This window comes from Novosphingobium sp. LASN5T (genome assembly GCF_003856955.1).
Taxonomy (GTDB): domain Bacteria; phylum Pseudomonadota; class Alphaproteobacteria; order Sphingomonadales; family Sphingomonadaceae; genus Novosphingobium.
Genome location: NZ_RQSI01000004.1, coordinates 21,569 through 47,670 on the forward strand (window position 1 = coordinate 21,569; position 26,102 = coordinate 47,670).

Below are 26,102 nucleotides of genomic sequence, written 5' to 3' on the forward strand. Positions count from 1 at the left end.
CCGCTGTGATCGGGTACGTCGGTTTTTTCCGGATTTTCAGACAGTGCAACCGTGAATCGAACCTTAACCGGAAAAGCATTTGCGCGCCTTTGCCTTCGGCGTTAAAGCTCGCCCCGTTCGGGCAATGCTGAAAACACAAGTCCGAGATGCCGCCGCCGGGCTCCTTGCGCCCGATGTCGGCGGTAACCGGGTTGCCGGCAGGGTGGATTGAATTCTATTGGTTTGGCCAGTCGGATGGAACGGTGATTCTGTCCGAAGGCTCTGCTTTGGCCGGAATCGGTGCACCGGGGGGGTGCGTCGGTTCGGGACCGGAGTGGACGATCATGGAGTATTGGAGCTGAATGGCATACGCTGACCAACAGATGAGCGGTAACAAGATCACCGCGCTCATCATCGTCGCGATCCTTCATGTCGTCGTTGGCTATGCGCTGGTGAGCGGGCTGGCGTACTCGGCGTTCAAGAAGGTGAAAGAGGTGACCTCGGCGGTCAAGATCGAGGAAGACAAGCCGCCGGAGGAACCGCCGCCTCCGCCGCCGAAGCAGGATACGCCGCCGCCGCCGATCGTGGCTCCGCCGCCGCCGATCAGCTTTAACGCGCCGGCTCCGCAGGTTCAGGCCGTTACTACGCCGCCGCCGGTCGTTGCGCCTGCGCCTGTCGTGCTGCCGCCGGCTCCCGCCGCGCCGCCGCCGCCGCCGCCTCCCCGTTTCCAGCCCAAGGGCGCTTCGCCGAAGGGCAGCCCGGCAAACTGGGCGACGTCGAACGACTATCCCTCGCGCGCGCTGCGTGAAGAACGCGAAGGCGTCACGGGCTTCCGTGTATCCATCGGTACCGACGGCAAGGTGGTCGATTGTCAGATCACCAAGTCGAGCGGCAGCCCTGATCTGGACGATGCGACCTGCGCGAACGTCCGTCGTCGCGCGCGCTTCACTCCGGCCACCGATGGCGAGGGCAATCCGACCACGGGTAGCTACGCAAGCTCGATTCGCTGGGTCATCCCGAAGGATTGATCCGGCCGACCCCGGGGAAGTTTTGAAATAGCGTTCTCCGCGATCATCAGCTTTTCGCACTTTGACTTGATTTTGAGAGGAAGACCCGAATGTTTATCCAGACTCTCGCCGCTGCGGCCACCGATGCCGCGCCGCAGAACAAGTTCGGCTTCGTCGAAGCCCTTCAGGCCGGCGGTTTCATTTCCTACGCCACCGTCGTGATCCTCGGCATTATGTCGTTCGGTTCGTTCTTCATCCTGTTCACCAAGTTCTTCGAACAGCAGAAGATCCTGGGCCAGTACAAGAGCATCGCCGGTTTCTGGCGCGCCGCCTCGCTGAAGGAAGGCGCCACCAAGCTCGAGAAGAACTCGGCCTGGCGCCAGGTCGTCGACGACGGTATCGCCGCCGACGAACAGGTTTCGAAGATGGACGCCACCGAAGCCCACGACTGGCTGCACGGTTCGCTCGCCCGTTCGGAAGCCACGATCAACGCCAAGCTCGCTGGCGGCCTGCCGTTCCTCGCGACCGTGGGTGCTACCGCGCCGTTCATCGGTCTGTTCGGTACCGTCGTCGGCATCTATCGCGCCCTGATCGCGATCGGTCTCGCCGGTTCGGCCTCGATCGACAAGGTCGCGGGTCCGGTCGGTGAAGCTCTGATCATGACCGCGCTGGGTCTGCTCGTCGCCGTTCCGGCCGTGCTTGCCTACAACTACCTGCAGAGCCGCAACAAGCGCGTTGCCGAACTGCTGACCGGCTTCAGCACCGACGTTCTCGCGAACCTCGCCTCGAAGGGCGTGGTGAAGCCGGCTCTTCCGGCCGCTCCCGCTGCCAAGCCGGCTGCTCCGGCCGCCGCGGCTCCGGTCAAGAAGTAATCGAAAGCCGGGACCGGCGGTTCGCCGCCGGTCCTGTCCGGAACACGGGTCTTGCCGGAGGCCCAGGTTGGCGGGGAACCGCGAACCGAACCTCCGGCCCTCCCGTGGCTCAAATCGGATAGGATGTAACCAATGGCAATGTCTGTAGGTGGCGGCGGCGAAGAGCGCCCGATGTCGGACATCAACACCACGCCGCTCGTGGACGTGATGCTCGTGCTGCTGATCATCTTCCTCATCGCGGTGCCAGTCGCGATCCAGACGGTCGAAAAGCTGAAGGTTCCGATCCTTGTCTCCGAGGAATCGCAGAACAAGGTCGAAAACCTGATGCTCTCGGTCGTTTCCACGGATGCCTCGGGGCGCAGCCCCAAGGAGCCTGGCTACGAGGGTTCGACGCGTAACGGCCAGTGCCGCGTCTATTTCAACAATATCACGCCGGTGGACAACCAGGAGCTGTACAAGCAGGCTTTCGATCGCCTCGACGCGATCGTGAAGCGTGAAGGCGGCGCCGCCAACATGGACCCGGAAAAGATCCCCGAAGTGCACATTCGCGGCGACGTCAACGTTCCGTGGAAGTGCATCGCCGGTGCGATCTACAACGTGCAGGCCGCGGGCTACCCCAAGGTCGGCTTCATCTCGACCCCGGTCGATCCGAACGGCTGACGTCCGTCACCGAACGGTTACACCAGGCCAGAGAGCGAACAGGAGTAACTCCTTATGGCAATGAGCGGCGGCAAGGATGATGGCTCGCCGATGATGGAAATGAACACGACGCCGTTGATCGACGTCATGCTCGTTCTCCTCATCATGTTCATCATCACCATCCCCGTGGCCACCCACGCGGTCAACATCAACCTCCCGCAGGCAAGCCCGCCGAACCCGGACCAGAAGGTCGATCCGGTCAAGAACAAGCTTGTTCTCACGACCGCCGGCCAGATCCTCTGGAACGGCGCGCCGACCACGGAAGGCCAGCTCGTTTCGCTGCTGTCGGCCACCAAGGCGATGAATCCGGAACCGGAACTGCAGTTCCAGCCGGAAGAATACGCCAGCTACGAGACCGCGAACCGGATCCTGAAGATCATCACGGATTCGAAGGTCACGAAGTTCGGCTTCGTCGGCAACGAGAACTTCGCCACCTTCCAGAAGGCCGGCGAATAAGCATCGCGCCCCTTGCGGGAACGAACGAGGGGGGACGGAGCAATCCGTCCCCCTTTGCTTTTGGGGGTTGCGCAGTTTGAACGCGTGAAGCGTAGCTGGCTCACCCCGCTGCGACCAGCGCCGCCTGCGGCAGCGCAAGTCTCGCTCCCCTCCCGCTTGCGGGAGGGGTTGGGGGTGGGAAATCTCTACGTCCGCGGCGTATCAAGCCGGACGCATCGCGGCGGCGGCCAGCGTTTCGGCTTCGATCAGCAATTCGTCGTCGGCCGCGCCGGTGGGCAGGCTCTCGCGGCCGATCATCACCATCACCGGCACCGCCATCGGGCTGACCCGATCCAGCCGAACGTGGACGAGCTGCCCGCAGGCGCGTTCCAGCAGATCGGCAAGCCGGCCCACGTCGGTCAGCCGCGCCCGTGCGTCGGCCCAGGCGGCCTGGATCAGCACGTGGTCTGGCTCGTACTTGCACAGCACGTCGTAGATCAGATCGGTCGAGAAGGTGACCTGCCGGCCGCTCTTGCGCCCCGATCGCCCTTGACCGGGCTGCTGCCGCTCGACCAGCCCTGAAATCACCGCCACTTCGCGGAACGCGCGCCGCAGCATGTAGGAATTCTGCACCCATTCGACGAACTCGTGCGAGAGGATGTCGGGCGAAAGCAGGCTGGCCGGATCGTCCACCGGCCGCAGGCCCCAGACTGCCAGCGAATAGTCGTTGGCGACGAAGCCCATCGGTCCGAGCCCCTGGTCCTCCATGCGCCGCGTGATCAGCATGCCCAGCGACTGGTTCGCGTTCCAGCCTTCGAACGTGTAATAGGTGGTGTAGTGGCGGCCGGCGTGGGGGAAGCTTTCGACCAGCAAGTCGCCCGGGCCGGGCAGGCGGCTGCGCCAGTCCTGCATTTCAAGCCATTCGCGCACGTCATCCGGGAAGCGCGCCCATCCTGCCCGATCGACGATCATCGCGCGCACCCGGTCCGAAAGGTGGGTGGTGAGCGGCATCCGAGCGCCCATGTAGCTGGGGATGCGGCCCGATGCCTTTGCCGCGCGCACGATCAGATCCAGATCGCGCACGCTTTCCACTTCCAGGTCCATCCCGGCAAAGCGAAACGTGTCGCCGGGGCTGAGCGCGGCGCCGAAGCCTTCCTCCACCCGCCCCAGCGAACGCCCGTTGCGGAATCGAACCTCCAGCATTTCGGAATCGATGATGATCCCGGCGTTGATGCGGAACCGCGCGGCGTGTTCGGGATGCGCGAGCCGCCACGTTCCGTCGTTCCCGGGTACGATTCTCCGGAACCGGTCGTAGGCGCGCAACGCGTAGCCGCCGGTGGCCACGAACGCGAGCACACGCTTCCAGATCGCATCGTCGATCCAGGCATAGGCATCGGACGAGCGCACTTCGGCCAGCAGCGCGGCCTCGACGAACGGCCCGGCGCAGGCGCAGGCCATGACATGCTGCGCCAGCACGTCGAGGCCGCCCGCGCGGAACTCCTCGCCATCGCGCTGGCCTTCGCGCACCGCGTCCTGCGCCGCGGTGGCTTCCAGGAATTCGAAGCGGTTGCCGGGCACCAGCAGCGCGCGGCTTGGTTGGTCGAGCCGATGGTTGGCGCGCCCGATCCGCTGCATCAGCCGCGACGATCCCTTGGGTGCGCCCATTTGCACGACGAGATCGACATCGCCCCAGTCGACGCCAAGATCGAGGCTGGCGGTGGCGACCAGCGCGCGCAGTTCCCCGCGCGCCATCGCGCCTTCCACCTTGCGCCGCGCCTCCTTCGACAGCGAGCCGTGGTGAATGCCGATGGGCAGGTGATCCTCGTTCGCGTCCCACAGCCTTTCGAAGATGAATTCGGCCAGGAACCGCGTGTTGGTGAAGACCAGCGTCGTCCGGTTGGCGCGGATCGCGTCCATAAGCTGTGGCACCGCCCACGCGGCGGCGTGCCCGCCCCAGGGGACGCGCTGTTCCACCGGCAGCAGGATATCGACTTCCGGCGGCGCGCCGGGCTCCCCCTCGACCAGCGTAACCGCCGCCGCATCTCCGCCTGGCGCCAGCCACCGCCGGTAGGCGTCGGGATCGGCCACGGTTGCCGACAGCGCGCTGCGACGCAGTTGCGGGGCGATCGCCTGCAACCGGGTCATCGCCAGCGCCAGCAGATCGCCCCGCTTGCCCGAGGCGAAGGCATGGACCTCGTCGATGACGATGCGCTGCAGGCCGGCGAACATCGTCTGCGCTTCGGGATAGCTCAGCAGCAGCGAAAGCGATTCGGGCGTGGTCAGCAGCACGTGCGGCGGACGGGCGCGCTGACGGGCCTTGCGGTCCGATGGGGTATCGCCGCTGCGCGTTTCAATGCGGATCGGCAGGCCGATCGCTTCCACCGGCGCCATGAGATTGCGCTGAACGTCGTGCGCCAACGCCTTGAGCGGCGAAACGTAGAGCGTATGGAGGCTGTCGGGAGGAGGCATCCCACCCAGCCGCGATGGCGCGAATGCCGCGAGCGTCGGAAGGAAACCCGCCAGGGTCTTGCCCGCGCCAGTATCGGCCACGAGCAGGGCGTGCCGCCGCGAGTCGTCGGCGGAGAGCATGTCGCACTGGTGCCGCCGGACGCGCCAGTTTCGCGTGGCGAACCAAGCGCTGATTTCGGGGGGAATTGCGCCTCTATTCATCGTTGAAATATCGCACAATTTGTCCGGAACGGGCCAAAAAGGCGTAGCCCGCTGAAATTTCGGGACTGACCTGCGCGCGGGAAAGCTCTATAGTGTCCTGAATTGGAACAATACGGGTCTGCGCGGTATTGCCGGAGCCGAGCCTCCATCCTGGTGTTGGCCCCGGTGGGGCGCTTCCGCCCGCGGAGGCGCCCCCTTTCCGGACTTGTTTCGATCAAGGGAGCCCCGCTTCGCGCGCGACGCCCGATGCGGCAAGTTGCGCGTCGATCGCGTCCAGCAACCGCGCCAAGCCATCCGCATCGTCGCTTTCGGCGCGCGCGGTTAGCGCGGCCTGCGTGTTGGATGCGCGCAGCAGCCACCAGCCGTCGGGTGTTGTCACGCGCGCCCCGTCGATGGTCTCGACCGCGGCGCCGCTCTGGCGCAGGCGCTCCGTCACGTCAGCGATCACCGCGAACTTGCGCTCCTCCGCCACGGGAAAGCGCAGTTCGGGCGTGTTGACCGATTCGGGCATCGCGCCGCGGAGCGCCGTGACCGACCGGCCCAGCCGCACGGTGGCGACGATCAGCCGGATCGCGGCATAGAGCGCGTCGTCGAAGCCGAAGTAGCTATCGGCAAAGCAGATATGCCCCGTCATCTCGCCGCCCAGCGGCGCGCCGATTTCGGCCATGCGGGATTTGATCAGGCTGTGGCCGGTCTTCCACATATGGGCCTGTCCGCCCAGCGCGCGGATGCGCGCGAACAGGTGGTTGCTGGCTTTCACGTCGGCCACGATCGCGGCGCCGGGGCGCGCTTGCAGCACGTCCTCGGCGAAAATCATCATCAGCTGATCGCCCCAGATCACGCGGCCCACACTGTCGACCACGCCGATCCGGTCGCCGTCCCCGTCGAACGCGACGCCGAACTGCAACGCGTGCGCGGCCACGGTATCGCGCAGGTCGTCTAGATTGGCTTCCACCGTCGGGTCGGGATGGTGGTTGGGGAAGCGGCCGTCCACCGCGGTATGCAGGCGGACATGAAAGCCGGGCATCCGCTCCACCAGCCTGTCGACCACCGGGCCGGCGGCGCCGTTGCCGGCATCCCAGCCGATCCGCAACCCGCCGAGCACGGCGGGTTCGATCCCATCGAGGGCCGCGAGCAGCGTGGCGACGTAGCTGTCGATCACCGCGGCGTCGGTGACCTGCCCCGTGCCCGTGGCATGGTTCCCCGCCTGCGCCATGGAAGCGAGTTCCGCGATGGCTTCGCCAAAGAACGGGCGGCCCCGCAGCACGAACTTGAAGCCGTTCTGGTCGGCCGGATTGTGGCTGCCCGTGACCTGGATGCCGCCGGTAACGCCGTCCAGCGTCGCTTCGGCGAAGTAGAGCATCGGGGTGGGGCACAGCCCGATCCGCACGACATCGACGCCGGCGGAGAGCAACCCTTCAACCAGCGCCTGCTCCAGCGCGGGCGAACTCAGCCGGCCATCGCGGCCCACCACGATGCGCGGCGCTTCGGCTTCCGCCCGGGCACGGGTTCCGAACGTCTGCCCGATCGCGCGGGCGTCGGCTTCGCCCAGCGTTTGCCCGACCACGCCGCGGATGTCGTATTCGCGCAGGATGGAGGGATGAAAACGGTGCGTCATGATCCGCCGCCCCGTCGACGCGGCGGCCGCCCGGGCGATGTCACCGCCGCTCCGCCAGCCGCCCGAGCAGGAGATCGCGTGCGGCATTGGCTTCGTGGACCGCTTCCGACGAGCCGCCACGATCCGGGTGGACCTGCGCGATCCGGCGGCGATGAGCCTCCACGATGTCATCCCGCGAGGCTTGCGGGGGCACGCCCAGCAGCGTGCGCGCACGGCTTTCGGCGCCGGCGCGCTCGCTGTCGCGCCACAGTTCCCATGGCCAGCGCCCGGCAAGCAATCGCACGGCGACACTGGCCAGGACCGCAAGCCAGATCAGCTTGATCATGCGGCGCTTTCCAGCGTCCCCGCATGAGCGCCGAGCGCGCCGGTGGGCATCGGCAGGTTGAGGCCCGCGACCAGGGAGCGCAGCTCCTGCCGCGCGACGAGATGGCTGGTGCCGAGTTCGCCGAGATGGCCCTTGTCGAGCAGTGTCAGGCCCGACGGGAACAGTTCGCGATAGATCACGCGTTCGGACAGGCCGCTGGCGATGCGGAAGCCGACGCGCTTGGACAGTTCGACCAGCGCCTGATCGATGCGGCGCTGGTTGCGCGCCTCGATATGCTGGGTGCGGTTGCGCACGACAACCCAGTCCATCTCGCGCCGCGCTTCGCGAATCGTGGTCATCGCGCGCTTCTTGCGGGCTTCCCAGATCAGTTCGGCGTAGAACGAAAGGCGGCGGACCTTGAAGGTTTCCGCGTCCACCTGCCCGATCAGGTCGAAGTCCACGAAGCTGTCGTTCAGCGGCGTGACCAGCGTATCGGCACGGGTGGCGACGTGGCGGGCCAGCGGATCGTCACGCCCCGGGGTATCGAACACGATGAAATCGTGCCCGGCGGAAAGCTGTTCGGTCAGCGCTTCAAGCTCGTCAACATTGTCACCGCCATAGACCGCGAACGTCGCCGTCGGCAGATCGATCTGCCGGCGCTTCTGCGTTTCCGCGCGATTTTCCAGATAGCGGTGCAGCGTGCGCTGCCGCGCATCGAGGTCGATCGCCGCCACGCGCGCGCCCTGATAGGCGAGCGCGACCGCCACGTGCACGGCGGTGGTGGACTTGCCGGTGCCGCCCTTTTCGTTGGCAAAGACGATCCGGTGCGGACCTGCGGGCTGCTGCGGTGCGGGTGGCGGTGCTCCGATGGACAAGGAATGAACTCGCTGCTTGTGTTGCCGACAGGTCCGGCAGTGCTTGCCGCCGGAGGGGAACGGGGGGTAGGAACCCCGCTTCGTCCCTTGTCGTGAATTAAAGGAGAGGCAGGCCCGGTGCAAACCATCTCTAGGCTCGATACCCTGCGCGAAGCGGTGGACCTGCTCAAAAACGGGGGAAAAACCCTCGCGATCGTCCCCACCATGGGGGCATTGCACGAGGGGCACCTGACGCTGGTGCGCGAGGCGCGGCGCCGCGCCGACCATGTGGCCGTGTCGATCTTCGTCAATCCGCGCCAGTTCGGCCCGAACGAGGATCTCGATGCCTATCCGCGCCGCATGGCCCAGGATGCGGCGCTGCTGGAGGCCGAGGGGGTGGCCCTGCTGTGGGCGCCGACGGTCGATCAGGTCTATCCCGATGGCTATGCCACCAATGTCTCGGTTTCCGGGCTGGACGCGGTGCTGTGCGGCGCGGCGCGGCCGGGGCATTTCGATGGCGTGGCGACGGTGGTGTGCAAGCTGTTCAACCAGGTGCGGCCGGATATCGCGCTGTTCGGCGAGAAGGACTGGCAGCAGCTGGCCATCATCCGCCGCATGGCGCGCGATCTCGATCTGACGCAGCCCTATGCCGACGCGATCATCGGCGTGCCCACGGTGCGCGAGGACGATGGCCTCGCCATGAGCAGCCGCAACCAGTATCTCACGCCCACGGAACGGGCTCAGGCGGCGGGCCTTTCGCAGGCGATGCGCAAGGCGATCGCCGCGATCGAAGCCGGCGCCGGGGTGGCCGGTACGCTCGCGATGCTGCGTGCCGAAATTCTCGCTTCCGGCTTCGCCTCGATCGATTACGCCGACCTGCGCGATGCGGCGACGCTGGAGGAGGTGGCGGCCCTGACCGGACGGCCCGCCCGTCTGCTGGTGGCCGCGCGGATCGGCAAGGCGCGGCTGATCGACAACATGCCGGTGGGTTAGCTGGCAGGAGCGTCCGGATAGGCGTCGATCACCGGTCCGAGCGCGGCGCGCAACGGGTCCAGCCATTCCGCGTAGTTCGCCCAGTGCTCCACCGCGTCGGTGAAGATCGGCTGGCGCACCTGTTCGGAACTCGCCGTGCGCACCGCCCGCCGGGTTTCCCAGAACGAGAGGCAGGCCTCCTCGAACGGCAGCCCCAGGTGCCCGAGCAGGCGGCGGACTTCGGCCTCGGTATCGGCCACCATTCTCTCGTAGATCACGCGGTGCACCGCGCCGGGCGCCTGCCGGTCGAACGCTGCCATCAGCGCGACGTAATCGGCATAGTACCGGCCGATGTCGCCAAGATCATACGTGAACGTCTGCCCGCGCGCGAAATGCTGCTTCCAGCCGGAAAAGCAGCAGGCCATCGGATGGCGGCGCGCATCGACGATCTTGGCGTTAGGAAGGATTAGCCGGATCAGGCCGATATGCTGCCAGTTGTTGGGCATCTTGTCGATGAACAGCGGCTTGTCGGTCTGGCGGTGGACGCGGGTGCGCTCGATATATTCCTCGCCCAGCCGCAGCCGGTCCGCCGGCGTCAGCGAGGAGACCATCGCGCGGAAATCCGGAAACTCGCCTTCGTCCACACGCGCTTGCAGGCGGCTGGCGATGATCATCATTTCCGCCAGTTCCATCGTCCCTTCCACCTGGCTGTGGCTGGAAAGGATCTGCTCCACCAGCGTCGAGCCGGAGCGGGGCAGGCCGACGACGAAGATCGGATCGGGCGCGGGACAGCCGCCTTCGCCCATCGCGGCGATGAAGGCGCTGGTGAACGTCTCGCGCGTCGCGGCCACTTCCGCTGAAAACTGGTCCGCATCATGCCGCACCATCGTGCGGCGCAGGTGGTTGCCCCGGTCATAGTGGCGGAACGAGGCGGGATAGTCCTTCGCGTCCTCGTAGGCCTTCCCCAGCGAGAAGTGCAGGTGGAACACGTCTTCCTGCCGGTCCGCCGCGTCCGGCCCCAGCGTGGCCAGCGCCTGCTCCATCGCCGCGATGTCGTCCGTGCCGAACTTGACGGTCTTGAGGTTGGCAAGGCTCCACCATGCCTCGCCCATCGTTGGCAGGTGCGCCACCGCCTGGCGGTAGGCGTGCACCGCTTCGGCCTGTTCGCCCAGCGTTTTCAGCACATGGCCCAGGTTCTGCCAGACCTGCGGCTGGTCCGCCTTTTGCGCCAGCAGCTTTTCGTAAAGCGCCCGTGCCCGTTCCTGATCGCCCAACCGCACCAGCACCGAGGCCATGATCAGGTCATGCCCCGGATTGTTCACCGGTGAGCGCGCCAGCACTTCGGCGTGCTCGAGCGCTTCGGGCAGGCGGTTGGTCTGCAGCAGCAGGCGGATCAGGAAATCGCGGGCCAGATCGAAGCCGGGGGCAAGGTCCAGCGCGCGCCGGACGAGCGTCATCGCTTCGGCCATGTCCGCGCGCCGCCAGGCAACCTCGCCCAGCAGGCGGGTGCCCACGGGATCGTCGGGCAACCGTTCCAGTCGTGCCTTCAGGGTGGCTGCGGCGTCCTCGAGCTGCCCTTCGTTCATCGCCATCGCCGCCTGGACCAGTTCGGGATCGCGCGAAGCGGCGTGAATGCCGGAAAGGTCGGCGCGCCAGCCGTCTTCGTGGCGGCCGTCCTTGCGCAATTCCCCCGCCAGCAGGAACCAGCCGCTCGCCACGCCGGGTTGTTGCCGGGTGAGACTTTCGAGCGCGGCGATTGCCTGGCGGACATCACCCGCTTCGCTGGCCGCCTGTGCCCATTCCCACAGCACCGGGGGCGCCCCGGGGTGCCTGCGGGCCAGCGCGGCGAGTCGCGGTAGGGCCGCCCCGGCGTTACCCAGCCGGCGCAGGGCCTGGCACGCGATCATTTCCGCCGGCGGCAACCCCGGCGCATTCTTCAGCACCGCGTCGGCCAGCGTCAGCGCTGCTTCCGGTTCGGCGTCGAGCAGCCGTACGGCACGCTCCAGCGCCTCGTTCGCCGTCTCTTCGCGACTGGCCGTCATGCTGCCCGCCATGTGTCGATCCCGTGTTTGCAACTGCGAAATTTGTGCCGACGGAAAGGATATTTGTCGAGTCAATATGCACCTCCGTGCTTTTGCAACAAGGAAGTTGACACCTGTCCAATCGCTGGCACTATCGATTTCGGACGGGCGTACTAACTTCGGTTTGGGGCGCGAAAGTCCGGGGCATTTGAGATTTTGAACCTGCCGTCGCCACGCCGTGGCGGCGATCCGCGAGGCATCTGCTTCGCGGGGGCCGAGGGGTTGTGCGTGTGCGAGCGCATTGTTGTTCGCGATTGCACAATTTTCGCTCGGCAAGGCGGCAGGCACTGGTGGCGAGACCCGGGAACCGGGCCGCACGATCCTTGGGAGAGGATGAAAGGCGCGAACGTCAAAAGGGGGGCTTATGAAAACTGCATGCAAGTCGCGCTCGCTCAAGATCATGGGAATGCTGGGCGCGTCGACATTCCTGACCGGACTGGCGCTGCCGGGCACCGCCTTCGCGGAAGATCAGGCCGCCCCCGCCGAACAGCCGGCGGATGCCGCGCCCGCGGCTGGCGAGGGCCTTGGCGAAATCATCGTGACCGCCACGCGCAGCGCGCAGAGCATCCAGAAGGTGCCGATCTCCATGCAGGCGCTCAGCGCCGACACGCTGGGGCAGCGGCAGGTCAAGGGCCTGAGCGACTTTGCCACGCTGCTGCCGTCGGTCTCGTTCGCGGGCCTTGGGCCTGGCCGTCAGACCATCTATTTCCGCGGAATCGTCCCCGCCGGCGGCAACTACGCATCGGCCGGCTATTACATTGACGATATTCCGATCACGGGCACCGGCTCGCCCGACATCCATGCCTACGATCTGGAACGCGTCGAGGCGCTGTCCGGTCCGCAGGGTACCTTGTATGGTGCGGGATCACTGGCCGGCACGATCCGCATCATCACCAACAAGCCCAAGCTGGGCAAGTTCGAGTTCGGCGCGGAATCCGAAGTCAACAAATACGGCAAGGGTGCCTTTGGCGGCCAGATCCAGGGCTACGTCAACCTGCCCGTCACCGAAACGGTGGCGGTGCGCGCGATGGCCTACTACCGGCGCGATGGCGGCTATGTCGACAACACGCCTAACAATGGAAAGTTCAACGACGGGCGGTCTTCGACGCTGGAACTGGGGGACAACAATTCGCTCACCAGCTACACGCTCAACAACGCCGCGATCGCCAAGAAGGACTACAACCCGATCTACGAATATGGCGGCCGCCTGTCGCTGCTGTGGGAACCGGCGCCCGGCTGGGAAGTCAATCCGCAGGTCACGGCGCAAAGGCAGATCGCCTACGGCTATTTCGGTTACGATCCGCGCGTCGGCGATTTGCAGGTCCACGATTACGATCTCACGCGGCAGGACGACAAATGGGTGCAGGCCCAGTTGAGCATCCACGGCCACATCGGCGACTTCGACGTCGTCTCGGCGACGGGCATCTTCCGCCGCAACACCAAGCTGCGTAACGATTACACCTATTACACCGTGACTTATGACGGTTTCGGCGGCGGATATGAAAACTATCTGCAGTTCTTCGACAAGGCGGGCTGTACCGGATCGGGCTTGACGCTCAAGTGTTCGACGCTGATCAACCCGACGCAGTACTATCACCAGGATAACAACCGTAACAAGTTCACGCAGGAACTGCGCATCTCGACGCCGAAGAGCTGGCCCTTTGATCTGACGATCGGCGGTTTCTACCAGTCGCAACAGCAGGAAAACAACAACTACTACGCGATCCACGGCCTTGACCAGATCGCGGGCTATACCAAGGCTGGCGCGTACAGTTCCGGCAGCGGCAATACCACGTCTCTGGCGGGCTTCGGCATCCCGACCGCGGCCGGCGGCACGATGGTCGTCAGCCCGTCCGCCGCGGTGAAGGGCGATGGTTTCTACATCACCGAGAACAACCAGAGCTACCACGACGAGGCGATCTTCGCCGAGGGTCACTACAAGATCTTCGAGAACCTGAAGCTGACCGGCGGCATCCGCTACTTCTGGACCGACTACAAGATCAAGGGCTTCTCCGGCGTTACCGCTTCGGCGCTCGGTGTGGGTTGTACCGTGCCCCTGCCGGCCGAGCGGCTCGCCTGTTCCAACCAGAACCCGCTCGCGGCGGACGGCTACGGCCGGTACAAGGAGCAGGGAGAAACGCACAAGGTGGCGCTCGACTGGCAGGTCACGCCAACCAAGATGATCTATTTCAACTATTCCACCGGCTTCCGGCCGGGCGGCTACAACCGGCCGCTGCGCATCCGCGCTTCGGGCGGGCTGCCGCAGGTGACGGTTGCCGCGCCGGCGTTCAAGTCGGAAACGCTCACCAACTTCGAACTGGGCATCAAGACGACGTGGAACAACATCTTCCGCTTCAATGCCTCCATCTACCTCGAAAACTGGGATAATATCCAGTACGGCGTGGTTGTCGCCGGCGCGCAGGGCGCGGGTTACACCGGCAACGCCGGCACGGCCCAGGTCAAGGGCGTGGAATACGATGCCGATCTCAAGCTCGGCAAGGTCACCATCTCGACCTCGGGTGCTTACAACGACGGCAAGCTGACCGGTAACTTCTGCAACTTCGTGGCGGACCGTGCCGCATTGTCGATCGTGCAGCTGGCCTCTTGTCCGACCGGTTCGAGGGTCGTCGTGAACGGCACCTCGACCTCCGCGGTCGCTGCCGCAGACGGTACCCGGCTGCCGCGTCAGCCGCAATTCAAGGGGACGACCTCGATCCGCTATGACACCACAGTCGGTGACTATGCGGTCTATCTGCAGGGCGCGGCGTTGTATCAGACCTCGGCGACGCAGGACCTGAACGTCGAGCAGAACAACCTTCTGACCTGCGGCACCTTGGCGCTTGCCGCTTCGCAGACCGCTGCCGGAAAATCCTGCAGCACTCCGGGGTTCGTCAGCTTCGATTTCTCCGGTGGTCTCAAGATCAACAACTGGAGCTTCGACGTGTTCATCCAGAACGCGTTCGACAAGCGCGGCACGTTGACGACGAACACCTTCTGTTCGATCACGTTCTGCTCCGGATCGTCGCGTAACTTCACGATCCGGCCGCAGTTCTTCGGTTTGCGCGCCGGCGTGAAATACTGATCGCAGCATAGCAGCGCAGGATGATCCCTCCGCGACTTCGGTCGCGGGGGGATTTTTCATGGGCGTGCGATGTGGGGCAGGTGGCGCGATGCGCTGGTCAGGCGGGAAGTTCCGCTCCGGACAACAGCAGCGCGCGCAACCGTTCGGCGCGATTGCCATCGGGCGGCAAGCCGGCGCCCGTCCGCGCCGCGAAGCCGCTCGCCTGAGCGGTGGCGAAGCTGATGCCGTAAAGATTGCGCCGGGGTGGAACGCCGGGGATCGGGCGCGGATAGCCCGAAGCGAACAGCACGCCGTCCTGCACGCGCCATGTCTCGCGCGGACAGTCCCAGTCCAGCCCCACGCCCAGCACGTTGTCCGCATCGAGCGCGCCCGGCCAGCAGGGGGTACCATCGGCCTCGCGCGCGGCAACGATCAGCGCGCCGGCCTCTGCCGCGCGGGCCGCCACGGCCGCGAATCCTTCGCGATGCGCGGCATTGGTCGTGCCGAGGCTGAGGTTGATCACGTCCGCGCCCTGTTCGATGCTCCAGCCGATCGCCAGCGCCAGCGCGCGGGCGCTGGTCTTCAGCGCGTCGTGGAACACGCGCACCGGCAGGATCAGCGCGTCCGGCGCCTTTTCCTGGATGGCGGCGGTCACGGCCGTGCCGTGGCCGAGCCGGTCCAGCGTGGCGTCGGCTGCGTCGGACAGGGTGCCGTCCGAAGCGATGGCCGCGCCCGGCAGCAGCCTCGCGCCGTCGATATGCGGATGATCGGGGTGGACGCCGCTGTCGATTACGGCGACGCGCACGCTGCGTCCGCTTCCAGCGGGCGGGGCAGGGCTTTCAGGCAAAAGCCGGCTCGTTCGAGGCCACGGTGGCGTGGCCATGGTTCAGCGTGACGATCAGGTCCGCGCGCCGGGCCAGCGCAGGCTTGTGCGTGATGACCACGATCGTCGCCTGCGGCAGCGCCGCGCGCAGCCCGTCGGCCACGCGCTGCTCGGTGCCCTCGTCCAGCGCGGCGGTCGGTTCGTCTAGGATCAGCACCGATGGCTCGCGCAGCAGCGCGCGGGCCAGCGCGATGCGCTGGCGCTCGCCGGCCGACAGCGCCAGGCCACGCTCGCCGGTGCGGGTATCCAGCCCCTGCGGCAGGCGGCGCAGCAACGGCTCCAGCCCGGCGGCCGCAGCGGCTTGGGCAATACGCGCGCGGGGCACGCCGTCCATGGCGAAGGCGATGTTGCCGGCGATGGTGTCGTTGAACAGGTACGGCGCCTGATCGACCAGCAGCACCTCGCGCCGCAGATCGGCCAGGCACGTCTGCCGCAGGTCGTGCCCGTCCACCAGGATGCGGCCCTGTTGCGGATCGAGGAAGCGGACCATCAGGTCGGCCATGGTCGATTTGCCCGCGCCGCTTTCGCCCAGGATCGCGCAGAAGCTGCCGGCGGGAATGAACAGGTCCACGCCCGCCAGCACCGGTTCGCGATCGTGGCGGAATGAGACGCGCTCGAACCGGATGCCTTGCCGCACGGGGCCGAGCGGGCGCGCATCGGTCTGCTCGGTCACTTCCGCCGGGGTATCGAACAGCTCGAAGATCCGCGCCAGCGAGACGCGGGTGGAGGCCAGGCCCGAAGACAGCCCCAGTAAAGCCTGGATCGGCCCGAACAGCCGCATATGATAGGCCATGAAGGCGACGAGCGCGCCGATCGTCATCTCACCGTGGATGATCCGCGTGCCGCCATAGAGGATCACCACCGAGGTCGAGGCGGTCAGCAGCGTGCCGGGTAGCGCGCCGGTCATGAACGAGGCGACCTGCATCTTCAGCATGGCGCGCACGAAGGCGCTGTTGCGGGCGCCGAAGCGGTCGACCTCGTGCGCTTCCGCGCCGAGTGCGGCGACCACGCGCATGCCCATGACGGTATCGACCAGCAGGCTGCCGAGATCCGCCCCGCGTTCGCGCATTTCGCGCGTAAGCGCGGTGACCTTCTTCTGGAAGTGGAGGAAGACCATGACCGCTACCGGAACCAGCACCGTGCCGATCAGGAACAGCCGCCAGTCCAGCCACACCATCATCGCCACGCAGCCGATGAAGAACAGCACGTTGCTCAGCACCGAAAGCAGCGTGTCGCCCGCCGCCCGCTGCACATCGCTGACATCGCTGTTGATGCGCGACATCAGGTCGCCCAGCCGGAAGCCGCCGTAGAAGCGCGGGCTGAGCGTTTGCAGGTGGCGGAGCAGCGCCACGCGAATGTCGTAGAGCATCGCCGCCGACAGCCCGACGTAGCGATAGCTGGCGAGGATGTTCAGCGCGAAGCCTGCCAGCGTGACCACGATCATCGCGCCCGACACGGCCAGCAGCGCGTTCATGTTCCGGCGCAGCAGCGCCTCGTCGATCATCAGCTTGGAAAGATAGGGCTGCGCCAGGCCCACCCCGGTCGAAAGCAGGCTGACCAGCAGCACGCCCAGCAGCGGCCGCAGATAGGGGCGCACATAGGGCAGCAGCCGGCGATAGGTGCCCCAGTCGGCCACGGGCGGCGGCGGTGCCGCTGGCATCGGGGCCGAATTCGAGGCTGCAGGCTGGCTCAGGCGGCTGCCTCCCGCGCGAACAGGCGGTTGCCACGCAGCACGAAGCGCGGTTCGGGCACGCGCGCCAGCTGGCCGGTGCACCAGGCATGGCCCTGCGCCAGCGCCTCCGCCTGTTCGCGCCACCAGGGCGTGTCGCCCCCTGAGCGGTAGAACGGCAGGCTGACCTGCAGGTGCCGTCGCATCGAGGCGATCAGCATCGCCCGGTAGTGCGCGAGCAGCGCCTCGCGGTCACCGCCGTCGCGGATCGCGGCCAGCACCGCCGCTGCCAGGATGGCCTCGCGCGCGGCCTGCGCGGTGCCGTCGCCGCAGATCGGATCGAACGCGATGGCGGCCGTGCCGCAGGCGATCCAGTCCGGCCCGGCGAGCCGGTCGAGCAGGCGCGGCGCGGTTTCGAACCGGGCGCCTGCCGGCCCCAGCGTGTCGACCAGCGGCGCGACCAGGCGGCTTTGCGCCAGCAAGGCTTCCGGCGCGTTGCCCACGCCCAGCAGCCAGGCGGCGTCTGCCCCTTGCGGAATCAGGAACAGCCACCCTTCCGGCGTGGCTTCGACATGGCAGGTCGCGCGATCGGCCCCCGCGCGCAGCGTGACCGGCACAGCCACGGCCTCGCGCGTGCCGAAACGGTGCAGCGCGGGTTCGGGAAACGGCGGCGCGCCGTGGATGGTGAACGGCGCGGGTGCCTCCTGGAGCATGTCGGCGGGCAGCGCCGGCAGGCCCAGTTCGGCCTCGATCTGGGCGCCGGACACCACCGCCGCGCCATGGGGCAGCGGCGCGGACACGCTGCCGCCCCACGAAACCACGCGTCGTTCGATGCGGGGCAGGGCGGCGAACAGGCCCGGCTGGCCGAAGATATCGCGCAGCAGCGCCAGCGCCGGATCGCTCAGCATGATCACGGGAACGGGGGCGCGCGGTTCGACCGCCGCCCCCGCCAGGCAAAACCCGTCTTGCGCCAGCAGGTGGGCGCAGGTCGCGACGGAAACGCCGCCGCCCCGCAATCGCACCGCTGGCTGTGGTCCGGTCATGGGCGTCCTGTCATCGTCGTCCCGCTATTTCAGGTGGAGCAGGCCGGCCATGGTGGCATCGGCACCGAGATCCCAGGTGCGTTCGTACTTGAGCGTCTTGGCGTCGTACACCTCGATGTCATAGCTGGCGCCGTGGATGTACAGCTTCTGCCCGTCGGCCGAGATGCCGAACGAGAAGCGCGAACGGCAGTGGAATTCCGCCTTCTCCATCACCTTGTTGGTGGCCATGTCGAAGTGCCAGAATTCGCAGCGCTTGTTGCCCAGCGTGCCGTTGGTGACGACGGTATAGCCGTCCTTCCCGTCGGGCGTGACTTCCAGCCCGGCCATGCCGGTGGGCACCGGGCCGATCGGGGTGAAATCGAACGTGCGGTTGGTCAGGTTGAAGCGCCCGATGCCGAACATCTTGGCGTGGACATAGGGGTCGGAAGCGTTGAACAGCGAGACGAACTCGTTGGGATTCTGCAACGCTTCCACGCCGCCGCCGAACGCCACGTTCTCCATGCCCGTGGTTTCCGGCTTGGCAAGGTCCAGCCGCTCGTTGACCTTCAGGGTCGCCGTATCGATCACCAGCACCTTGTCGCCGAACTTGTACAGCGTCTTGCCGTCGGGCGAGAGCGCGAAGGTGGGGCGGAAGCCGCCGAGCGTATCGTCCTGCGGATCGATTTCCACGGTCCGCGCGACCTTCTTCTGCTGAAGATCGATCACCGCGTAGAGCGGCTTGCTAACCTTGTAGCGGTCCGGTTCCTTGTCGAAGCGGATGAGCTGGGTGTAATACCAGCGGCCCGTCGGATCGGGAACGCCGCCCATGAAGCGGTACTTGGTGGTGGGCGTGTTCAGGCTGAACTGGTTGAGGATGCGCCGCGTGGCGCTGTCCAGCACCACGATCCCGCTGGTGGTGATCGTCGTGACGTAGATCTTCGCCTTGTCGTTGGACAGGCGCAGCGAGGTGGGCAGGCCCGCCTGCAGCTGGATGCGGTCGGTGATCGCGCCGTTGGTGTCGTCGATCGTGAACAGCTTGTCCGGATACGTGCCGATCATCATCGTGCCGGCATGGGCGGGCGCCGCGGCGGCCAGCGCCGTAACGAGTGCCGGCGCCACCCGTGCTTTCGCTATCAGGGCTTTCAGGCGGGGCAGGGAACGAAGCTGCTTCATCGTGCTTCTCTTCCTCGAAGGGGCGCGCCGCAGGAACGCGGCAGGTCCGCCCCGGATGGTCAGGGTTCGGCGTGGCAGGCGCGGGCGCGCCCGCTCACGGGAAGACGAGATCGAGATTGCGCCAGTCCTTCGTTGCCGCCGCGCAATTGCTCGCCCAGTCCGGCGAATAATTGACGTGGTCGGGCACCTGCACCGGCCAGAAGCAGGTGACATAGCAATCGTAGATGTCGCGCTCGACCGGCTGGCACAGGCCCGCCGTGCCGCCCCCGGCATCGACTTCCCACCCCGGCGAGAACGACAGGGTGCACCCCATCGGTACGTGTGGGCGCGGCTGCTGCTGCAGCGCGACGACGTCTTCATCAACCGAAGTGATAGTCTCTTCGATCTTCTGGGCCTTCTTATTGATCGGCTTGAGATGCTTCATGACAAGCCCTTTCGTTCAGCGAAGCGTTCGAGGAAGCCGGGGTTGCGCACGGCCAGCGTGCCGTAGATCTTCAGGCACGTGTCGGTCCATTGGCGGATCCAGTCGCAATAATGCAGGTTGGCGTGGCCGGTATCGCCATAGCGGACGAAGGCCTCGTGATGGCAGCCGCCGGCGCAGAGCGGGCGCGCCCAGCACGATTGGCATTCGTACTTGGCCTGAACGTGCCCGCGCGCAAGGAAGTCCTCGCGCTTGCCCTGGTCGATCCCGGTGGAGATGTGGCCCAGGGTGTGCGTATCGGCATCGGTGAAGCGGTGGCAGGGCGAAAGGTCGCCCGAGGGGCTCACCCCCAGCAGGCCGAGGCCCGCGCCGCACGGGTGCGACTTGTTGGTGCCCTGGATCAGTTCGCCGATCGTTTCGCTGACGTTGGTGAAGCCGTGCATCCGCCCTTGCAGCGCATAGTCCAGCCATTCGTCGGCGAGGGCATGGAAACCGGCGAGGACGCCGGTCATGTCATCGCCGTTGAGCGAATATTCGCGCTCCTCGCCCGCGGTCGTCACCGGCGCGAAGCCCACTTCGTGGAAGCCGATGTCGTCCTTGAGATGGCGGTAGATGCGGATCACGTCGGTGACCCCCGCCGTCAGGGTGACGCGCGCTGTGATCGCGCGGGTCTTGTGACGGGCGATCAGCTTGCGCAGGCGCGGCTCGATCACCGCATAGCTGCCCTTGCCGCTCTTGTAGACGCGGCGGGCGTCCTGCATTTCCGCCGGGCCGTCCATGCTGACGGTGACGCCGATCGCGTTGTCCGACAGGAAATCGATGATCTCGTCGGTCAGCAGCGTGGCGTTGGTGGTCAGGCTGAAGGTGATCTTGCGCCCCTGCGCCGCCGCCTGCTCGTTGGCATAGCCCACCACATCGCGCAGCAGGCGGAAGTTCATCAGCGTTTCGCCGCCGAAGAAGGTGATGTGCACCGCTTCGCGGTTGCCCGATCCGGCCAGCAGGAAATCGACCGAGGACTTCGCGGTTTCCAGCGCCATGTACTTCGGCTTGCCGGCGGGCGTGGCGATCTTGTCCGCGCCGAATTCGTAGCAATAGGTGCAGGCCAGGTTGCACTGGTTGGTGACGTTGAGCACCAGCGCCTGCAGGGGATAGTCCGCCGGCGGGGCGGACGGCGCGGGCGCGGTGGTGACCTGTTCCGAATGGATCGCGCGGACCTGCCGCAATTCGCGGATCAGGTCCTCCGCGTCCGCCGGGGAATGGCCCGCGCCGGCCAGCGCCGTGGCCAGTTCCGCGTGGCTCATCTCGCCCTCGTCGAGCAGATCGAGCACGGCGCGGGTGCCTTCGTCGAGCGCGAAGATCGCGCCCGCCGAAACCAGGTACATGAAGTCCGTGTCGGACGAGCGGAATTCGTGAAGTTCGCCGCGCCGGTAGCGGTGGGCCAGCATGGTCGTCATTGCGAAACCTCCGGCTGATCCCAGCGCTTGTAGGCGGGAACGGTGACGACGAGGTAGGACTTGGCCGTCAGCGGCTTGCCCTGGGCGTCCTTTTCGGCCTTGGCCGTGGCGACCACCCAGACCTCGCCATAGTTGTTGCGATTGCCGCTGCGCTGTGGGTTCGGTCCGTCCACGTTCGGCGTGAACAGCGCCTTCTGGCTGATCGAACCGACATAGGCCTTGTCGTCATCGTACCAGACCGACTGGAACTCCTGGATGCTCCAGTCGGCGGCGACGGGGCCGATGTTCACGTCGTCGGCGGTGTTGGGCTTGCCATCGGGGCCGTTGTCGAAGCCCACGGCATCGAACTGGGCGTATCCCTTGGCGAAGTGCGCGCCGCCCAGCCGCGACAGGTTGGTGTCGGGCGTGACCTTCAGGTAATCGACCTTGCGATAGACCGGCAGGGCCGAAGCGAGCACCGCGCTCCCCACCGAAACATCATGCACGCCGGCGACAGCGCCGGGGGCGGCATCGACCGATACGACGATTTCGGTGGGGCTCGCGGTGACGACCCTGGTCACCGCGAGCCCGGCGCCAAGGTCGATATCCTTCGCAGTCGGCGCAGCCGGCAGGCTATCGCCGAAAATGTGGACGTCCACCCCCCTGGTGCCGGCCTTGATCGCGTTGGGCCAGACAGCGCCGATCGTCGGGCTGCCGTCTGCGCGAACCAGCTTCACGTCGAAACCGAATTCCTGATATTCCCCCCAGAACCAGCGACCTTCGGCGTTCTTGCGATCGGGCGAGAACCACATGGTCTCGCGCGTCGGATTGTCGAGCGCATCGGGCGCGGAAGGCTGGGCCGAGGGCGCGGAGCGGCCGCGCCAGCTGTAGCCGGCATAGACGATGCCGTTGCCGGTCCGGCTCAGCGTCGATCCGTCGGTCAGCGACCGCAGCGCGATGCCGGTCTTGAATTCGTCGCTGTCGGCCGTGGCACCGATGGTCATCGTGCCGATGAACCGGCCCTTGCCCGGGGCGGAGGCGCTGACCAGCCATTTGCCGGCCAGGCGCGGATCCTGCATCCGGGACTTCCATTGCGTCCATTCGGGCGTGTGTAGCGGGGCGACCTTGCGCGTATAGTCCAGCGCGATCTGGCCCTGCGTCACCGGCGTCGCGCCGGGCTTGGTCACGATCGGCGTCGGCTGGCCGAAGACCGCGCCGGGTTCGTCCGTGGCGGGGCGGCGATACTGGACGTCGGCCTGCGAATAGAGCGCGACGTGGAAATCCTGCAGCAGCTTCCACTCGCTGCCCGACCGTCGCCAGGAAAGCGGCTGGGCAAAGGCGTGGCACGTGGCGCAGGCTCCGCGCAGGGATTCGCTGGGGATGTTGGTCTCGTCCTGGATGCGATGCTCCACGAGGTACATCACCGGCCTTGCTTCCTCGGGGGCAAGCCCGTGGCTGCTCGAAAGATAGCGGACCACCTGCCGCGATTCCTCGGGCGTGATCTGCAAGCCGTTCAGCTTGACCATGCGCTTGATCGCCTGCGCCCAGCCTTCCGGCGTGGTGCGCAGCCAGGAAATGCGCGAAAGATTGCCCTTCGCGTCGGCGGTGTGGCAGGCGCCGCACTTTTCCTTGGTCAGGCTATCGGTGACCGGGATGCCTTCCTCGCTTTCGGGCTTGTCCGCCCCGCCAGCCACGCCGCCGGTCATGCCCCCGGCCTGCGCGACAACGGCGGTGGCGGTGCACAGGCCCGCCAGCAGCAGCGGGCGCAGCGACAGGCGCGTCGCCAGCGCGGCCCGCCAGGATGGGCTGGCGGCGGCATCCTGCGCGTCGTGTGGACGGGACTCGGTATCCGGGTAGGCCATGCTCGCGAAATCCCCCTGATTGGACCGGAAGCGGCGCGATTCGAGCGCGGGTCACGAGAGCAAGCTTGACGCTTGTCCAAGATTGGTCAACGCCTTTGTTGCAGCGCCGCCCATCTTTTTTGCAGATGCGAAAAAAGGCGTGTGATCCGGTTGGAATCACACGCCTTTCGGATGTTGGAAGCTGTCCTGACGGGCGGCGTTCGGGCCGCGATCAGGTCAACTGCAACGGCAGGGATCGCAGCCGTTTGCCGGTGGCGGCGCGGATGGCGTTGGCAATCGCCGGAATGACCGGCGGCAGGGCCGGTTCGCCCAGTCCGGTGGGCGGGAAATCGCTCTTCACCCAGGTGATCGCGACATCGCGCGGCACGGCATCGATGCGCAGCAGCGGGAAATCGCCGAAGTTGTCGGCCGTGATCGCGCCCGCCTCCTGCACCACCGGCTGCCACACCAGCGCCTGCGCGATACCATCGATCGCCGCACCCTGCGACTGGTGCTCGGCATTGAGCGGGTTGATGACCTGGCTGCCGATGTCGCCCGCCATCCAGATCTTGTCGACCTTCACCGAAGTTCCGCCCGAGACCGTGACGTCGACGACTTCCGCGAAATAGCCGCGATGGCTGAAATAGAAGCCGAAGCCGCGCCCCTTGACCGCATCGCCCGCGCCCTTGGCGGGGCCTGTGCGCCCGGTCCAGTTCGCGGCCTTGCACACCGCGTCGATCACGCTGCGGGCGCGGCCGGTGTGGAACACCAGCCCCTTGCGCTCGGTCGGCAGTTCGCGCGGTTCGCCCAGCGTGCGGCGCATCAGTTCGGGCAGATCGACTCCGGCGGCCTCGGCCACCTCGTCGAGAAAGCCCTGGTACACGAAGGCCATGGCGTTGGATGTCGGCGCGCGTAGCCAGCCGGTCGGCAGGTTGGTCTTGAGATAGGTCGCGCCCAGATGGGCATCGGGCACGACCGGAGCGGGAAATTCGGTGGAGCTCATTTCCGCCGCGCGGATCGGCTTCCCGTCCGCGCCGAAGGTGATGAAGTGGTCCTTGAACGCGATCAGCGCGCCCTTGGCATCGAGGCCGGCGGTGAAGCGGTGCCAGCCGGCGGGGCGATAGTAATCGTGCCGCAGATCGTCGGTGCGGTCCCACAGCAGCTTGACCGGCCGGCCGGGGACGCCCTTCGCCACTTGCGCCGCCAGCACCATGTAATCGCTCATCAGCCGGCGGCCGAACCCGCCGCCGATACGCGTCATGTGGATGGTCATCGCTTCGGGCGCGATGCCGAGCATGGCGGCCACTTCCTTGCGCCCGGCGCCCGGGTTCTGCGTCGGCGCCCACAGTTCCAGCTTGCCGTCCGCCGTCCACAGCGCGGTGCAGTTCTGGGGTTCCAGCGTGGCGTGGGCCAGGAAGGGATAGGAATAGTCGGCGGTCACGGTCTTTGCCGCGCCGGCCAGGGCCTTGTCGGCGTCGCCAGCCTTGAACAGATCGGCCTGCGGCGCGGCGCCCAGCGCATCGGCGGCCTGCTTCGCATAGCCGGCGGTCGAGAATTGCTTCTGCGCGGCATCGTCCCACGCCACCACCAGCTTTTCGCGCGCCTTGCTGGCTTTCCACCAGCTGTCGGCGACGATCGCGACGGCATCCTGCTGCCCCGGCGGGACAAGGCCGCTGTTGACCGGTACCACGGCGACGACGCCCGGAATCCCGCGCACGGCCGCATCGTCGATCCGGGCGATGGTGCCGCCGAACGCCGGGCACTTGACCAGCGCGGCGTGGAGCATGCCGGGCAGGTGCGTATCGATCCCGAACAGCGGCGTGCCCTTGACGATCTTGGGCGTGTCCACGCCCTGCATCGGCTGGCCGATGATATGGAATGCATCCGCCGGCTTGAGCGGCACCGTGGCGAGATCGGGCACGGGCATGCCGGCCGCCTCGCGCGCCAGCGCGGCATAGGGCACGCTGCGCCCGCCGGCCTTGTCGATCACCTTGCCGGCTTCGGTCGAAAGCGACGCCGGGGCGACGCCCCACTGCTTGGCCGCCGCCGCCACCAGCATGGCGCGCGCGGCCGCGCCGGCCTGGCGCATGGGAAGCCAGTTGTTCGGCGTCGCGGTGCTGCCGCCGGCGACCTGAAGGCCATAGCGCTTGTCGTCGGCGTCGGTCTGCTCGATGCGGACCTGGTTCCACGCCACGTCGAGTTCCTCGGCGATCAGCATCGGCAGCATGGTCTTCACGCCCTGGCCGATCTCGGGATTCTTGGCGCCGATGGTCACGCTGTTGTCCGCGTTGATGCGGATGAACGCGGTGAGCAGGACGGGTTCGCCCGCCGCGCCAGCCGCCTGCGCCAGCGCGATGCGGGCGTCGAAGGTCAGCACCGCCCCGCCCGCGAGCGACGCGGCGAGGAACGAGCGGCGGTTCAACGACCGGCGGCTCAGTGCCGCGCCGGCGGCTTCTCGATCCTTCACGATGCTCATGCCGCCACTCCCGCCGCCTTGCGGATCGCCTTCTGGATGCGCAGGTAGGTGGCGCAGCGGCAGATGTTGCCGCTCATGCCGCCTTCGATGTCCTCGGCCGTGGGCTTGGGCGTCTGCGTCAGCAGCGCCGTGGCCGACATGATCTGTCCGGCCTGGCAATAGCCGCACTGCGGCACGTCGAGATCGACCCACGCATCGACCACCTTCTTGCCCACCGGCAGCGAGGCCACGTCCTCGATCGTGGTGATCTGCTTGCCCGCCGCATCGGCGATCGGCGTCTGGCACGCTCGCACCGCGTTGCCGTCCAACAGCACCGTGCAGGCGCCGCACAGGCCCGCACCGCAGCCGAACTTGGTACCGGGCAGATTCAGATCCTCGCGCAGAACCCACAGCAGCGGCTTGTCGGCTTCGGCGTCGACGACGCGCTTCTTGCGGTTGACGGTCAGCGAAATGGCCATCGGCAGTCCTTCATGCTTGATCGCGCGGATATTATCATCCCGCGCACCTGTTAAGCCGGGCGCACGGGATGCACCATTGCCAAACAGATATTCCGTAACGCGGAACGCTGGCGGGATGGAAACCTTTGTTGTCCGGTTTCAAGAAATTGGCTTGAAAACGCCTTAAATATTGGA

Annotated in this window: 20 protein-coding genes; 6 read left to right on the top strand and 14 right to left on the bottom strand. The window is 66.7% G+C overall.

Going from position 1 to position 26,102, the window contains the following annotated elements; translation table 11 throughout:
- The first annotated feature begins 341 nt into the window (after positions 1–341).
- The 4 genes from EH199_RS04480 (at position 342) to EH199_RS04495 (ending at position 3,013) form a co-directional block, all read left to right on the top strand.
- Positions 342–1,007 (top strand): energy transducer TonB, encoded by a 666-nt coding sequence (locus EH199_RS04480; RefSeq protein ID WP_124808076.1) that lies wholly within the window; start codon positions 342–344, stop codon positions 1,005–1,007.
- Between the two features lie 89 nt (positions 1,008–1,096).
- Entirely contained in the window at positions 1,097–1,858 is a 762-nt protein-coding gene (locus EH199_RS04485) for a MotA/TolQ/ExbB proton channel family protein (protein WP_124808077.1), read from the top strand.
- Between the two features lie 132 nt (positions 1,859–1,990).
- Positions 1,991–2,518 (top strand): biopolymer transporter ExbD, encoded by a 528-nt coding sequence (locus EH199_RS04490; protein WP_124808078.1) that lies wholly within the window; start codon positions 1,991–1,993, stop codon positions 2,516–2,518.
- Positions 2,519–2,572: 54 nt separating this feature from the next.
- Positions 2,573–3,013 carry a biopolymer transporter ExbD gene (locus EH199_RS04495; protein WP_124808079.1) on the top strand — a complete coding sequence of 147 codons (441 nt, stop codon included), beginning with the start codon at positions 2,573–2,575 and terminating at the stop codon, positions 3,011–3,013.
- Between the two features lie 201 nt (positions 3,014–3,214).
- Here the strand turns inward: EH199_RS04495 and EH199_RS04500 are convergent, their stop codons facing one another.
- The 4 genes from EH199_RS04500 to EH199_RS04515 form a co-directional block, all read right to left on the bottom strand.
- Positions 3,215–5,662, bottom strand: a complete 2,448-nt coding sequence (locus tag EH199_RS04500; RefSeq protein ID WP_124808080.1) for a ligase-associated DNA damage response DEXH box helicase — start codon at positions 5,660–5,662, stop codon at positions 3,215–3,217.
- A 214-nt stretch (positions 5,663–5,876) separates the two neighbouring features.
- The gene (gene pgmG, locus EH199_RS04505; protein WP_124808081.1) at positions 5,877–7,280 is read right to left on the bottom strand and encodes a phosphoglucomutase/phosphomannomutase PgmG; all 1,404 of its coding nucleotides are present in this window, start codon (positions 7,278–7,280) and stop codon (positions 5,877–5,879) included.
- Positions 7,281–7,320: 40 nt separating this feature from the next.
- Entirely contained in the window at positions 7,321–7,605 is a 285-nt protein-coding gene (locus tag EH199_RS04510; RefSeq protein WP_124808082.1) for a molecular chaperone DnaJ, read from the bottom strand.
- The gene (locus EH199_RS04515) at positions 7,602–8,453 is read right to left on the bottom strand and encodes a division plane positioning ATPase MipZ (protein ID WP_124808236.1); all 852 of its coding nucleotides are present in this window, start codon (positions 8,451–8,453) and stop codon (positions 7,602–7,604) included. Before EH199_RS04515 ends, EH199_RS04510 begins: the two co-directional genes overlap by 4 nt.
- 123 nt (positions 8,454–8,576) lie before the next feature.
- Between EH199_RS04515 and panC the strand changes: the two genes are divergently transcribed.
- Positions 8,577–9,431, top strand: a complete 855-nt coding sequence (gene panC, locus EH199_RS04520; RefSeq protein ID WP_124808083.1) for a pantoate--beta-alanine ligase — start codon at positions 8,577–8,579, stop codon at positions 9,429–9,431.
- Here the strand turns inward: panC and EH199_RS04525 are convergent.
- Entirely contained in the window at positions 9,428–11,452 is a 2,025-nt protein-coding gene (locus EH199_RS04525) for a tetratricopeptide repeat-containing sulfotransferase family protein (RefSeq protein ID WP_124808084.1), read from the bottom strand. The genes panC and EH199_RS04525 overlap by 4 nt on opposite strands.
- Before the next feature lie 403 nt (positions 11,453–11,855).
- On the opposite strand from EH199_RS04525, the gene EH199_RS04530 reads away from it, so the two are divergent.
- Positions 11,856–14,573 (top strand): TonB-dependent receptor, encoded by a 2,718-nt coding sequence (locus EH199_RS04530; protein ID WP_223806471.1) that lies wholly within the window; start codon positions 11,856–11,858, stop codon positions 14,571–14,573.
- Between the two features lie 97 nt (positions 14,574–14,670).
- Here the strand turns inward: EH199_RS04530 and EH199_RS04535 are convergent, their stop codons facing one another.
- The 9 genes from EH199_RS04535 to EH199_RS04575 form a co-directional block, all read right to left on the bottom strand.
- Complete coding sequence (locus EH199_RS04535) at positions 14,671–15,357, bottom strand: S8 family serine peptidase (RefSeq protein ID WP_255420440.1); 687 nt, start codon at positions 15,355–15,357, stop codon at positions 14,671–14,673.
- A 34-nt stretch (positions 15,358–15,391) separates the two neighbouring features.
- A complete protein-coding gene (locus EH199_RS04540; protein WP_124808086.1) occupies positions 15,392–17,095 on the bottom strand; it encodes an ABC transporter ATP-binding protein in 1,704 nt (567 codons plus the stop codon).
- A 29-nt stretch (positions 17,096–17,124) separates the two neighbouring features.
- The gene (locus EH199_RS04545; protein WP_124808087.1) at positions 17,125–18,147 is read right to left on the bottom strand and encodes a hypothetical protein; all 1,023 of its coding nucleotides are present in this window, start codon (positions 18,145–18,147) and stop codon (positions 17,125–17,127) included.
- 24 nt (positions 18,148–18,171) lie between these two features.
- Entirely contained in the window at positions 18,172–19,299 is a 1,128-nt protein-coding gene (locus EH199_RS04550; RefSeq protein ID WP_223806472.1) for a hypothetical protein, read from the bottom strand.
- A 94-nt stretch (positions 19,300–19,393) separates the two neighbouring features.
- Positions 19,394–19,723 carry a quinohemoprotein amine dehydrogenase subunit gamma gene (qhpC, locus tag EH199_RS04555; protein ID WP_124808088.1) on the bottom strand — a complete coding sequence of 110 codons (330 nt, stop codon included), beginning with the start codon at positions 19,721–19,723 and terminating at the stop codon, positions 19,394–19,396.
- Complete coding sequence (gene peaB / locus EH199_RS04560) at positions 19,720–21,174, bottom strand: quinohemoprotein amine dehydrogenase maturation protein (RefSeq protein ID WP_124808089.1); 1,455 nt, start codon at positions 21,172–21,174, stop codon at positions 19,720–19,722. Before peaB ends, qhpC begins: the two co-directional genes overlap by 4 nt.
- The gene (peaA, locus tag EH199_RS04565) at positions 21,171–23,015 is read right to left on the bottom strand and encodes a quinohemoprotein amine dehydrogenase subunit alpha (RefSeq protein ID WP_124808090.1); all 1,845 of its coding nucleotides are present in this window, start codon (positions 23,013–23,015) and stop codon (positions 21,171–21,173) included. Before peaA ends, peaB begins: the two co-directional genes overlap by 4 nt.
- Before the next feature lie 211 nt (positions 23,016–23,226).
- Positions 23,227–25,470, bottom strand: coding sequence for a molybdopterin cofactor-binding domain-containing protein (locus EH199_RS04570; RefSeq protein ID WP_124808091.1), 2,244 nt, complete (start codon positions 25,468–25,470; stop codon positions 23,227–23,229).
- Complete coding sequence (locus EH199_RS04575) at positions 25,467–25,928, bottom strand: (2Fe-2S)-binding protein (protein WP_124808092.1); 462 nt, start codon at positions 25,926–25,928, stop codon at positions 25,467–25,469. The genes EH199_RS04570 and EH199_RS04575 overlap by 4 nt, the downstream gene beginning before the upstream one ends.
- Positions 25,929–26,102: the final 174 nt, after the last annotated feature.